Source organism: Chryseobacterium ureilyticum (genome assembly GCF_900156735.1).
In the GTDB taxonomy this organism is placed as follows: Bacteria; Bacteroidota; Bacteroidia; order Flavobacteriales; family Weeksellaceae; genus Chryseobacterium; species Chryseobacterium ureilyticum.
Map to the genome: position 1 here is coordinate 1,280,845 of NZ_FTOL01000001.1, position 13,768 is coordinate 1,294,612.

10 protein-coding genes are annotated in these 13,768 nt (G+C 36.4%); all 10 read right to left on the reverse strand.

Translation table 11 applies throughout. The features are described from left to right. Positions 1–4 precede the first annotated feature (4 nt). On the reverse strand, positions 5–1,513 hold the full coding sequence (locus BW983_RS05555; RefSeq protein ID WP_076550531.1) for a T9SS type A sorting domain-containing protein: 1,509 nt from the start codon (positions 1,511–1,513) through the stop codon (positions 5–7). Between the two features lie 259 nt (positions 1,514–1,772). Further along, positions 1,773–2,963, reverse strand: coding sequence for a DUF3570 domain-containing protein (locus tag BW983_RS05560; protein ID WP_076550533.1), 1,191 nt, complete (start codon positions 2,961–2,963; stop codon positions 1,773–1,775). 35 nt (positions 2,964–2,998) lie between these two features. After that, positions 2,999–3,220: a DUF4266 domain-containing protein gene (locus BW983_RS05565; protein ID WP_076550534.1), complete on the reverse strand. Its 222-nt coding sequence runs from the start codon at positions 3,218–3,220 to the stop codon at positions 2,999–3,001. Next, positions 3,217–4,143, reverse strand: coding sequence for an FAD:protein FMN transferase (locus BW983_RS05570; protein ID WP_076550536.1), 927 nt, complete (start codon positions 4,141–4,143; stop codon positions 3,217–3,219). The genes BW983_RS05565 and BW983_RS05570 overlap by 4 nt, the downstream gene beginning before the upstream one ends. Before the next feature lie 7 nt (positions 4,144–4,150). Then, positions 4,151–4,594, reverse strand: a complete 444-nt coding sequence (locus BW983_RS05575) for a thioredoxin family protein (protein ID WP_076550538.1) — start codon at positions 4,592–4,594, stop codon at positions 4,151–4,153. 70 nt (positions 4,595–4,664) lie between these two features. Then, positions 4,665–5,054, reverse strand: a complete 390-nt coding sequence (locus BW983_RS05580) for a hypothetical protein (RefSeq protein ID WP_076550540.1) — start codon at positions 5,052–5,054, stop codon at positions 4,665–4,667. Between the two features lie 44 nt (positions 5,055–5,098). Next, a complete protein-coding gene (locus BW983_RS05585) occupies positions 5,099–7,606 on the reverse strand; it encodes a cation-translocating P-type ATPase (protein ID WP_076550542.1) in 2,508 nt (835 codons plus the stop codon). Positions 7,607–7,666: 60 nt separating this feature from the next. Continuing rightward, a complete protein-coding gene (locus BW983_RS05590) occupies positions 7,667–8,131 on the reverse strand; it encodes a heme-binding domain-containing protein (protein WP_076550544.1) in 465 nt (154 codons plus the stop codon). Positions 8,132–8,181: 50 nt separating this feature from the next. Beyond that, positions 8,182–9,327: an efflux RND transporter periplasmic adaptor subunit gene (locus tag BW983_RS05595; RefSeq protein WP_076550546.1), complete on the reverse strand. Its 1,146-nt coding sequence runs from the start codon at positions 9,325–9,327 to the stop codon at positions 8,182–8,184. 2 nt (positions 9,328–9,329) lie between these two features. Next, positions 9,330–13,673, reverse strand: a complete 4,344-nt coding sequence (locus BW983_RS05600) for a CusA/CzcA family heavy metal efflux RND transporter (RefSeq protein ID WP_076550548.1) — start codon at positions 13,671–13,673, stop codon at positions 9,330–9,332. Positions 13,674–13,768: the final 95 nt, after the last annotated feature.

Below are 13,768 nucleotides of genomic sequence, written 5' to 3' on the forward strand. Positions count from 1 at the left end.
AAGATTATCTGTTGAGAATAATTTTACGATTATATACTTTTTCACCTCTGGTTTTAATAAGAATAAAATACATCCCTACAGGCAGATAAGAAGGAATATCAAAAGATTTTGAAATCAGTTTAGTACGGTATACTTCTTTTCCGGAAAGATTACTGATGAAAACTTCTGACTTCTCCAAATCTAAATTTCCTTCTAAACTGACAGTACCTGTGGTAGGATTGGGAGAAACTTTTACTATTATATCCTCTTTAAAATCAGTTTTGGACGTTACACCCGGGACAGATGATGGACCACTGACGTTCCAGTTATAAGAATCATATAACATCTTTATTTCTTCCCATGTCAAGGCTTTATCATATACGATCAATTCATCAATCTGTGCCCGATCCAAGGTAACAATATTGGAGATGTTATTCCCCACCAGATTGATAATAGCCTCGAAAGGATTCAGGTCAAAATAAAAATTAGCTCCTCCATTGACCACTAGTTGACCATTTTTAAATACTTCCATTAATCCATCCTTATTCCTGATTAGATAGTGTTCAAATAAAGACGATGTATTAGGAGCCCAGCCAAACTCTGTATTATCCCCCAGCCCAAAACTGGGATAGGCGGAAGAAATGGCAAGCTTTAGACTATCCGGTAGTACAGCCAACCTATCCAATATCGGTTCAACTGCTAGTGAAGGAGATTTCTTTCCGGGTTGCTTAGGTGCAATTTTAGCCCAAAATGAAATACTGTGATTAAGGGCAATGTCTCGGGATGTCTTCCCATTTATTTTTTTGATTTCACCTGTAAGACTATATTTGGATTGATCATCCGTGGTTCCCAACCCCTGCCCACAGCGCATATTATTTTGGTAAACAGGAGGGAGAGCACTCGTCATCCCGTATCCGTTTACGGGATCATTGAGACTTCCGTTAAACGAATAGTAATGCAGAGGATCAAAAGGTGGATACGTACAGCCGTGAGGCCTGTGATAAGCATAATAAATTTTAAGTCCCCCATTAAGATTTAGAAGTCCACTGTTTAAAGTCACCCTTACACGATCAAAAGGTTTAGAAACAAACAGCTCCACGGTTCCTCGTGTTGGATTAGATATACCAAGCTTAAGAATTTCATTATTAACGATCTGATAATCATTATTTGAAATATTCCCGTTAAATGTTTCTATGGAAACACCACTCAGTAGCTGTACCGATAAACTCCCCTGCCCTGTACCGATCCCTATAATAATCTTTTCCTGTTTGGTTACTGTCGGAAAAATCAAAGTCTGTTCAATTCTGGCAATAGCACCAATGGGAATCACCATAGAAGAATAATCATCTTCATTATCTCCTAGGGTATTTTGTGCATCCAGAATAGAACATGCCACACACAATCCATAAATCTGCGAATGTTGTGTACCTGCATAAACTTTCTGAGCATAAGCAAATGAATTCAGTACAAAAAATAATAATAACAGTAGAATCGTTTTACCAAGAAACCTACCTGATAATAAATTTGTTTTCATATACTTAAGTTTTGGTTTTAGTTTTTAATCGTCTGCAAAATCCAATTCAAAGACTGTTAAAGATAATGATAAAACATAATTGTATTCTTTGAAAATTCTTTGAAAATTGATCTGCACAACTTCACGCTAAAAGACCAAATTTCACATGCAAATATTAGTATACCGTTGTGTGAAAGTAAACAAATAGAAATAGGTTCAGACTTTTCTGAAAAAAAAGACTTACCGAAAATATTCAGTAAGTCTTTTTTTTAAATAATTTTTATTTAAATCTAAGATTCAGAGATATAATATCTGATTTCATTCCTATGGATTTCGTATAATGTCCATATCTTATTTCTAACATATTCAGCCTTTCAACACCGAATAAACCGTTTTTCGGAGTTATTCTGATTCCTGCCCCGTAAAAATTACTGCTGAATTTTGAAAGATCATAATTACTGGTATAAAAATCATCAAAAGCCGTGTGCTCTTGATAAGGTGCAAAATATTTAGCTGCAGTCTGAGAATAGTACCTGTAAAATGGACTTACCGAAATAAAAGGTGAAATTTTTACCGGTGTTTCTAAACTGAGTGTATTCGATTTTAAGCCCCAATCATCGGTATAATAACGATAATACGCTCGCAGAATCACTTTGTCTCCTAGGAAATAATTCGCTCTTACTCCCAAAGGAATTTTAAACCTTTTATCCGGCAAAGCTTCCTGATGAACTGAATTATCATTGAAATAAACCCTGTGGAAAGGCAAACTTAAATATCCCGTCTGCTGAACACCGTCCGCCAAAAATTCAACCTGAAAATTCTGATTAATGATCTGCGAATAAGAAAGTGACAGCGCAAAAGTATTTCTTCCGCTGGTTCCGTAATTTTCGTGTTCTCCTCCGGTGCTTCCGTTTGTTCTGAGCTCAATCGGAGCAATAAGTTTTACCTGATCCAGATAAGCCTGAAATTTCGCCGTAAACTCTCCCATTCTGTTCTTTGTCTTTTGTGAAAACCCAATGTTTGCTCCGTACGATGTGTAATCGAACTCGAAGGAAGTGGAGACACCCGCCATTAAAGTTGTTCCTTTTTCATTATTCTCACGGCTCCAGCTTAATGCAGGATAAATTCTGTTGTCTGCGTGGGAAGCGGATGAATTGGCTTTCAGATCGATCATATCCGAAGAAGCAGAAGTATAGTGATCGATCCCGACACTGAAATCGAATTTATTTTTCCTGTCTTTCTTATCGTACTTTACCATAGTTACGTCAATGGTATTCGAGATGTCAGTCAGTTTTTCCGTACCGATTCCTCCCGTCACTGCGGAATTGTTTCCGTTTTGCTTGTAATAGCTTGAAACCAAATTAGCTTCATCGAAAGTCAGTTTTTTAGGCTGTTCGTTATTTGTGTTTTCCTGTGCTTTTGCGTTGAAAATTCCGAAAAGAGCAATAACACTTACGATCAATTTTTTCATTTTTGAATCACAATTAAATTTTACGATTACTCTTTTTAATTACATCCGCAACCACCACCTACTTTTCCTGCATTCGCACCCGAAGATCCTTCTCTGTATGATTGAAAGCTCAGTTCGGTTTTTTCAATTTTTCTGTTTCCAAGAGCCATTTCAGCATCGTTTAATTTGTTTTTCTCGTACTCTTTTACCGTTGTGCAGGACTGTACTGACGCAACTATGATTAGTAAGCAAGCTAATATCTTTATAAGGTTTTTCATTTTAAATTAATGTTTTGAGATGAATAAATTTTGTCCTGATCATCAATAATGATGCATTCCAGATGATTGATCTGATTGATCATATTAAGCGCCGCATCAATTCCCATAATACTTACCGGAGTTGCCATTGCATCTGCAATTTCTGCGTTAGGACAAAAGATCGTAACACTTTTCACGCCCGAAACAGGCATTCCTGTTTTGGGATTGATGGTATGAGAATATTTTTTACCGTTGATCACGACGAATTTTTCATAATTTCCGGAAGTTGCCACCGCCATATTGGTAATATTCATATAAGAAAAAGGCTGTTTGGCGTTATCGGGATCAGCAATTCCGACAGTCCAGGGTTTTCCGTCTGCCTGATTTCCCCATGTCGTTAAATCACCCGAAGCATTCACAATTCCGGAATTTACACCTCTGTTTTGAAGCATCTGTTTTGCCATTTCTGCAGCATACCCCTTACCGATTCCTCCAAAACCGATCCGCATATCTTTTTCTTTGAGGAAAACAGTCTGCTTTTCGCGGGTAAGAATAATATTCTGATAATTAACGAGTTTCAGATGATCTTTAATCAGTTCAGGATTCGGAAGCTCTTTCATTTCACGATCGAAATTCCAGAAACTTTTATCGATTCCCCCATAGGAAATATCGAAATAGCCGTCTGTTATTCTGCTGATTCTAAGGCTTCTTTCAATCAGATCAAAAATCTCCCAATCCACTTTTACAGGCTTAATTCCAGCATTTCTATTGATCAGATTGGTCTGGCTTTCCTCATTGAATGTGGTCAAAAGCTTTTCAATTCTTCTGATTTCGTTAATCGCTGCATCGATATGCTGATTTGCAGAATTTTCATCATCGCTTACAACGGTAATTTCAAAAGCGTTCCCCATTAGTTTCTGAGGTCTTTTGAATTCTCTTAACATACCTTTTTTATTTTTGATTTTCTTTTATACTTTTTATTTCTTTGCTGAAAGCCAGTGCATCTTCCGAAGGCAGCCCTTCCCAGCTTTTCAGGACTTTACCTTCAGCATTCAATAACAATGTATAAGGAAATAGTCCTTTTTGGTTGTATTGATCAGCAAGTGTAGCATTTTCTTTTTTCAGTTCCGGGGAAAGCTGATTCTTTTTATTTCTTGGAAAATCTGCATTGATGTAAACCACGACATTTTCTGTTTCCAGCTTTTTAAATTCATCGGTCTCGATGATATTTTTGTGAAGCTTGATGCATGGTATACACCAGTCAGAACCTGAAAAGTTCAATAAGATAAGTTCTTTATTTTGTGAGGCTTGTTTCTTGGCATTTTCCAAACGGCTTTGCGCATGAATACCAACAGCGAATACAACCATTACTATGGCTGAAAATAGTGTTTTCATTATTATGAAATTAATGATATAAAATAATTGATGATGTTGGTTTGTGAGCACAAACCAAATTGAGACTAAATTATGAAAAAGAAGATCTTGGCGGTTCCCATACGGAATTCAAAAAACCTTTGTAACAAAGATCTTCATCTTTTGAAGGAATCTTATCCATTTGTAAAGGAATGAAATGATACATTGCCGTTTCCAAACTGAATCCCTGATTAATTGTAAAAACCAATGATAAAGGCGCAGAATGTATGATAAAAGGAAGTCTCTGATCTTTACCGTAATCACCATCCTTCACAGGATGATCATAATGTGTTCTCAGAAATGCAGTAACCGTCATATCCGGATTGAATTCTTCATGCTCTATGTAATGTTCAACAAGTTCCGGGATTTTCAAAAGCTGATACAATTCGGTTGTAGAAACCAAATATAAAAATAACAACAATATGGAAATCAACTTTTTCACAAATCAAAATTATAAAATATTTTATCAGAAAGGATTATTTTTTTTTATTTTCTTCCTGTATACCTTTTTATAAGTTTATAAACCTCAAACCATAATACTGAAATAGCGGCAACAAGCAATGTTATCCCCAATTCCTTTACAGCAAGAGGTGCTACACTAAAGAATCCTGATACAGGTTTCACATACAGAATAATAAATAACAGTACAAGAACCAATGCCGAAATCCCCATCAGTAGAAAATTACGATTTTTAAAGCTTTCAAATATGCTGTAATAGAAAGATCGGTTCACCAGACTTAATAGTATATTAGCAAATATCAAAGTACTGAAAACCAAAGCTCTTGTTTTTGCCTCATCATTTCTAAGATCAACAGAATACTGATACATCCATAATATTCCTACTGTAATAACCAGCCCCTGAATAATACTTACCGTAAGCTCCCGCCAGTTTAAGAAAGTTTCTGTAAGTGCTCTCGGAGGTCTCTTCATTGCATTTTTTTCAATAGGCTCATTTTCATACACAATAGAACAGGTAGGCCCCATAACCAATTCGAGAAAAATAACATGAACCGGTGTAAATATGTGAGGAAATATCCACCCCAAGAATAATGGCAAAGAAACCGTAAGTATAATAGGAATATGAATGGAAATAATATACTGAACCGCTTTTTTGATATTGGCATAAATTCTCCGTCCTGCAGCAATTCCTACCACCAGCTTTTCCAGATCATCATTCGTAATTACCAAAGCAGCAGCCGATTTAGCAATCTCAGTCCCTTTATTCCCCATCGCCACTCCAATATGAGCTGCCTTTAAAGCTGGGCCGTCATTCACACCATCGCCGAGCATTGCCACTACATTACCTTGTGCTTTCAGAGCATTCACCACTTCCAGCTTTGCTTCCGGAAACATTCTTGTAAACAAAGTTGTATTTTCGCAGAGCTTCATCAGGTCATCTTCAGAACCTGCAGCTATTTCGCTTCCATTAACTGCCGGACTTTCATTTATAATTCCTGCCTGCATTGCAATCGCTTTTGTTGTGTCTGCATTATCTCCTGTAATGACTTTTACTTTAATCCCTGCGTCATAGATATGTTTAAAAACTTCTTTTATTCCTTTTTTAGGAGGATCATAAAATACAGTCAATCCTAAAAATTCAAATGTAAAATCCTGTTGTTTTACAGGAAAATTGTTTCCTTCAAAATGAGATTTGGCTACCCCAAGAACACGATATCCTTGTTCTCCGAATTTTTTAATGACTTCTCGTACTTTATTCTTTTCTTCTTCTGAAAGCTCAGAAACATTAAGAATAGCTTCAGGAGCTCCTTTAGCAGCAATAATTCTGTCTTTTTGTTCATTCTCGAAAAGATGTGTCATCATTGGAGGTTTTCCTTCCAACGGATATTCATGAAATAACTGGTAATCTTTCCTTTTATCTGAATCCTGAGTTTGTTCGTAAACCTTATGTAAAGTTATTTCCATCGGATCAAAAGGTACCGGTTCACTACTCCACATTGCATAATCAATGAGTTCATCCAGTTCTTTTATTGTAAAGTCTTCCTGCTCGTAAATGGTATCAGATTGATAATCATAAAGGTGTTTTAACTGCATGGAATTTTCAGTGATCGTTCCCGTCTTGTCTGTACATATTACCGTCACACTTCCTAATGTCTCAACAATGCTGCTTCGTTTGATAATGATTCCTTCACGCATCAGTTTCCAGGCTCCCAAAGCCATGAATGTTGTAAAAGCGACAGGAATTTCCTCAGGAAGTACAGACATCGCCAATGTAAGACCACTTAATAAACTGGTAACAAAATCTTGCGTTTTAATATAGCTGAAAACACATACTGCCGTAAAGATAACCAGCCCAATAATCGCCATTCCTTTTACAAAACTCCGGATCTGAAGCTGTAAAGGCGAGGCTTCTTCTTTTATACCAAGAATAGATTGCCCAATCTTCCCTACTTTGGTTTCTTTTCCTATTTGTTCTACCTCAAAAACAGCCAATCCGGAAACCGTAATGGTTCCACTGTATACTTTATTATCTTCCGATTTACTGTCTTTGAAAACAGAAAAGCTTTCTCCTGTCAAAGAAGATTGATTAACCGAAAAATCATTACTGTGGATAATCTTCCCATCAGCATTAATTAAACTTCCTTCCTCAGTAATACAAAGATCACCGACAACGATTTCAAAAGTGGGAATTTTCATTACCTTTGAATTTCTTATTACCGTACTTAAAGGTTCATTCAATTTTTCGAGCTCTTCCAGTGCTTTCTTGCTTCGGTTATCCTGATAAAAAGAAATAGCGGTAATACCTACTATCGCAACAAACATAAATGCAGCTTCTCCATAATCTCCTATGATTACATAGATAAGGGAAACACATATCAATAAAATAAGCATGGGTTCTTTCAGAATGTCAAGAAGCATACCTACCCATGTTTCCTTCTTCATCGCTTCTAATCTGTTATAACCGTATTTTTTTCTGGAAGCCGTAACCGCAGCTTCTGTAAGTCCTTTCAGGTCTTCAGGTATATTATAATTCATGCGAGATGGATGTAGTATTAAATTTACTGAATATTTTTTAATCAATGTTTTTATTCGCTGCTATTTAATCTGTTTTTTAACTTCAGATACCCACTTTTCTATTTCCGATTTATCTGCAGAAGATAATTTTGCATTACGATGGATGACTGTATATGAGCTTAAAGGCATTTCCCCACTTCTTACCGCTTCAGTAATCTCGTCTAATTTTTTCAATTTCTTTTCTTTAGAATAGGTATTGAATTCATCAAAATTCAAATGTCTTTTTCCTGAATTGACATGATCTGCCAACCACCATTTTACCGGCTGTATATGATTATACCAAGGATAAGCAGTATTGTTAGAATGACAGTCATAACAGCTTGTTTTTAATAAACCTTGTACATGAGAGGATAGCTGATAATGTTTTTGAATTGCATTTTCCGAAGGAGTAACTGATATATTTTTGTCAGTATCAAAAAACTGAATAGCAATTATCAATAGGGCGACAAATCCGGCTCCTGTTTTTATTAAAGAAGATGTTTTCATAATTTTATATTTTACTTGATTTTTTAAAATACTTATTCATTAATCACAAACTATTCTCCTTCTGTATTTTTAAGCTTCATAAGAAGGATATAGGCATTTTTGGTTACAATTTTTTTATTGTTAAAATCATTAAAATTGAGAATCTGTATGAATCCGTTTTCCGTTTCGCCCAATTTTACAGGAGTTAATCTATAGGTTTGCTTTTTATCTTCCACAAAAACAAAATCTTTCCCTTCAAAATTGACAATACTCTCTTCAGGTACGGCATTGGAGAACGCAGTACTCGTTTCTATTTCTGCATTCATGTACATTCCCGGCACAAGGCTCTGGTCGTATTTTTCAAAATGGCAATGTACTTCAGCCCAACCTCCGGGATTAACATCTTTACTTACCAATAAGATTTCTCCATAATACTTTTTATCAGGAGCAGTATTGGTATATGCTGCGAACCGCTGCCCTTTGTTCAGGGTTTTCAGATCCTTTTCATAGACTTTAAGAGTAAGGTGAATATCATTAGGATTAATTAATTCAAAAAGGACATCGGACGGGTTTACATATTTTCCGATATTCACATTGACCTTGCTTACAAAGCCATTGATACTGCTATAAACAGGTACACTTTTCGTAATATTTCCAGAGCTCAGCGATTCTGGATTGATGTTGATAAGACGAAGTTGCTGAGCTAAAGAGTTCATCAGGATTTTCTGACTGTTCATTTCAGATTGTGCCTGCTGCATCACTTTATCACTGGTTGCCTGGCTTTGATTCAGTGTTTTCTGACGGTTATAATCGAATTGGGCAAAATGTACTTTAGATTTTGCCATCAAATAATCCTGTTGAAGTTGAATAAACTGTGGGTTTTCAATAACAGCAATCACCTGTCCTTTTGAAACCGGTTTGCCAGGAAGTAAATTGCTGGATTTGAGATAACCTCCCAAAGGAATACTTACCGAAACCAGATTTTGCGGCGGAACATCAATCATTCCATTCAGCTTTAAAACTGAAGAAATCTTCTGTAAAGAAAGCGTTGTTGTTTCTATCGGAGCATTTCGCAACTGTGCATCGGTAAGAGTCACTATATTTTCATCTTTTGAAGTCTCGGATACCGGTTCTGTTTTTTTATGGTCTTTGCATTGATAAAACAGCAGCAATGTTACGGATAGAGAATATGATATAATTTTAAGTTTAAGTTTCATTGTTAAGGGTTTAAAGTAAGATATTCCAGTTCTATAGCACTTTGATTCAGTTTCCATACGGCATCGGCATAATTATTCTTTAAGGTAACAGCCTGATTGACCAATATGACAAATTCCAGATAATTAATTTCACCAGCCAGAAACTGCTTCTTAGCTGTTTCAGTAATGACATCGGCATTTTTCAGCTCTGAGCTTTCATATTGGGAAACAATATCAAGATTAGTCTGGTAGATATTGGTGATCTTTTTAAGCTGATTCTGTAGGGTAAATTCTGTATTCTCCAGATCATTTTTAGCAACTGATTCTGCAATTTTTGCAGCCTGTATTCTTGACTTCTGGCCTCCTGAAAAGATAGGAACCGAAACGCCCAGCTGTACAGAATGAAACTGAGGTGCAGGGCCATACACTTTATCATCGGCTCCCATTCCTCTGAAACTGTTAAGATTATAAGCCAACTGAAGACCGGGAAGCATTTTTGCCTTTTCAAGAGCAATCTGCTGCTCAGAAACATTTTTCTGCTGTTGTAACAATTTAATAGCAGGATGCAAGCTAAGTTCAGTTTTAGAAACTCCATTAAATAATTTCTGATCCTCAGGAAAAAAATCTGTTTCAGTATTCAACAACCATTGAAGTTGATATTTCAGAACAGAAAGTTCCTGTTCTACTTGTTTCAACTGAATTTCTATCGCTGACTTCTGATTGGAAGCTGTTGTTTTTTCCAGAATATTACTCTCACCTGCTTTTAAACGAATGCTTGCTTTGTTCAGAAAATCGGTGTATAATTTTAATGTTTCATGGAGAAGCTGCTCTTTGTCTCTCCAATACAGGATATTATAAAAGGTAAGACTCACGGCTTTCTTCAGCTCATATTCTTTAAGAGAAACATTCAGCAAAGACCTTTTCCATTCTTCAGTATATACATTTTTCTGTTTTTTATACACTGTCGGAAACGAAATATTCTGGGAAATTCCGAATTTCATATCGTTGTAAGCACTATTGATCTGCCCGTAATCCATTGAAATTCCCGTTTGCGCAATATCATTCGCTGATTTGATTAATGCTTTTGAATATTCTGTTTTCAGTTTTTCATTTTTAAGATTTCTATTGTTCTCTAGTGCTGTATTAATAGCATTTTGCAGGTTGATTGGAGTTTGGGATTTAATTCCGATTCCCATTATACAGAAAATCAAAATCAACACAGCTGCAAAGTTTTTATGATTGTGTTTTTTCATTTTAAATCCTTTTTCAATATTTACATAAAGCAGTGGCAAAACAAACAAAGTGAGAAAAGTGGCCACCATCAGACCGCCAATAACTACAGTTGCCAAAGGTCGCTGTACTTCCGCTCCCGCACCATTGCTTACAGCCATTGGAATAAAGCCTAATGAAGCCACAAAAGCAGTCATCAGAACAGGACGAAGTCTTGATTCTCCTCCGTCTATAACAATTCTTACTATATTTTTAATTCCTCTTTTATGAAGACGGTTAAACTCTGAGATTAAAACAATTCCATTTAAAACCGCAACTCCAAAAAGTGCGATAAATCCTACTCCCGCACTTATACTGAAAGGCATACCCCGTAATGCCATCAGAAATACTCCACCAATAATAGAAAGTGGAATTGCAGTATAGATAAGTAAACTTTCTTTAACAGAATTAAAAGCCAGGAACAGCATAACGAAAATAAGAGCCAATGCAATCGGGACAGCAATCATAAGACGCTGTTTGGCATTATTAAGATTTTCAAATGATCCTCCATAGGTCATATAATATCCTGTGGGAAACTTCATTTTTTGATCTGCTTTACGCTGTAGCTCTTCCACAATACTTTGCACATCCCGTCCTTTTATATTGAAGCCTACCACAATTCTTCTTTGAGCGTTTTCCCTCTGGATTTGATTAGGGCCATTTTTTACCTCTACTTTGGCAAGCTGGGAGAGCGGGATCTGATTTCCGGAAGGAGTAGGAACCAGAAGATTCTTAATATCAGTGACATTTTTACGGTCCTTGGTATCAAGCCTCACTACCATATCGAAACGTTTTTCTCCTTCAAAAACCAACCCTGTACTTTGCCCTGCAAATGCTGTGTTAACAATTCTGTTGATGTCTGAGATAGACAAATGATACTGAGCAATCAAAGGACGGTTGTATTCTATAATAACTTGTGGCATTCCGGAAATAGGTTCTATATAAAGATTCTGAGTTCCATCCACGGTCTCTATAATTTTTCCAAGCTTCTGGGCATATTGTGAAAGAACATCCAGATCTTCTCCAAAAATCTTGATCACAACATCCTGTCTTGCCCCCGTCATTAATTCATTAAAACGCATCTGAACAGGAAACTGGAAACTGGCCGTAATTCCCGGAACATCCTGAAGCTGTTTCCCCATTTTATCTGCCAGCTCAGGGAAAGAGGATGCGGAAGTCCATTCTTTTTTATCTTTTAAAATAACCATCATATCTGAAGCATCCATGGGCATTGGATCGGTAGGAACTTCACCACTTCCGATCTTTGTCACTACTTTTTCCACTTCAGGAAATCTGGATTTGAGAATATGAGCAGCCTTCTGGGTGCTTTCAATCGTCGTTGTAAGATTACTTCCTGGCAAAACTCTTGTGTCCACCGCAAAATCGCCTTCTTCAAGAGATGGAATAAATTCCCCTCCCATTCTGGATAAGATGAAAACGGCCATTATAAACAGAACAGCCACAATTGCAAAAACTGTTTTAGGAATTCTAAGAAGCTTAAGTAAAGTATTAAGATAAATCTTCTCCACTTTCTTCATAATTCTATCTGAAAAAGTAGGTTTCTCACTTCTTTTTCTCAGTAAAACAGCACTCATCATCGGGATATATGTTAATGATAATAAAAATGCGCCCAATAATGCAAAAGCAACGGTCTGAGCCATTGGTTTGAACATCTTTCCTTCAATTCCCTGTAAAGTAAGGATCGGAAGATAGACAATCAGGATAATGATCTGTCCGAAAACCGCACTGTTCATCATTTTTCCGGCAGAATCTATAACAACGGTATCCATTTCTGATGCTCCTACAGAAAAAATCTTTTTAAATTTTGAATTATGACTGAACTGATGTAAAACAGATTCTACAATAATCACCGCTCCATCGATAATCAAACCGAAATCCAGAGCTCCTAGGCTCATCAGATTACCACTAACTCCGAAAAGATTCATCATACAAATCGCAAATAACATAGCAAGAGGAATCACTGAAGCTACCAGTAAACCGGCTCTTATATTTCCAAGGAATAATACAAGAACAAAAACCACGATCAATGCTCCTTCTGTAAGGTTCTTTTCAACAGTACCAATGGCATTGTTCACCATTTTGGTTCGATCCAGGAAAGGTTCTATTACCACTCCTTTTGGCAGCGTTTTCTGAACCTGGGCAATTTTCTCTTTTACATTTTTAATCACCTGGTTACTGTTTTCACCTTTAAGCATCATAACGACCGCTCCTGAAACTTCTCCTTCATCATTAAAGGTCATGGCTCCGTATCGGGTGGCAAAACCTGTTTTTACTTCTGCAATATCCCTTATAAACAGCGGAACATCATTTGTTTTTGTAGCAATAGAAATATTTTTAATTTCTTCAATGTTCCCTACCAGACCTTCACTTCTGATGTATAGAACGGTAGGTCCTTTTTCAATATAAGCACCACCTGTATTTTGATTATTAGTTTGTAAGGCATCGAAAACATCATTAATAGTAATTCCATACGCATTCAACCTATCCGGATTGACTGCAATCTCATATTGTTTTAATTTTCCTCCAAAGCTGCTGACTTCTGCAACTCCTTTTACACCTAAAAGCTGTCTTCTTACAATCCAATCCTGAATTGTACGAAGCTCTGTGATATTGTATTTTTTTTCATATCCTTTTTCAGGTCTTACTACATATTGAAAAATTTCACCTAATCCTGTGGAAATAGGTCCTAATTGAGGATTTCCTATTCCTTGTGGAATGACAGCCTGTACCTGTTGCAGTCTTTCTGCAACCTGCTGTCTGGCCCAATAAATGTCAACATCATCTTCGAAGACAATGGTAACAAGAGATAGTCCGAATCTGGAAAAACTTCGGATCTCTTTTAATCCTGAAATATTATTATTGGCCTGTTCTATAGGAAAGGTAACAAGTCGTTCTATATCCGTTGCCCCAAAAGAAGGCGCAATGGTGATGACCTGTACCTGGTTATTGGTAATGTCGGGTACTGCATCTATCGGTAATTTTGTGACCTGATAGGAACCAATTCCAATAAGCCCTAATACCAACAAAGCAATAATGAGTTTATTCTTTACAGAAAACTCAATGATTTTTGTAAGCATAAATGATTAATTAATCTTAATTATTGAGATAAGTTTTGGTAGTCTGAAACACGTGATGAATGCATCTACACATTTTGCAGATAATTCACGGCAAA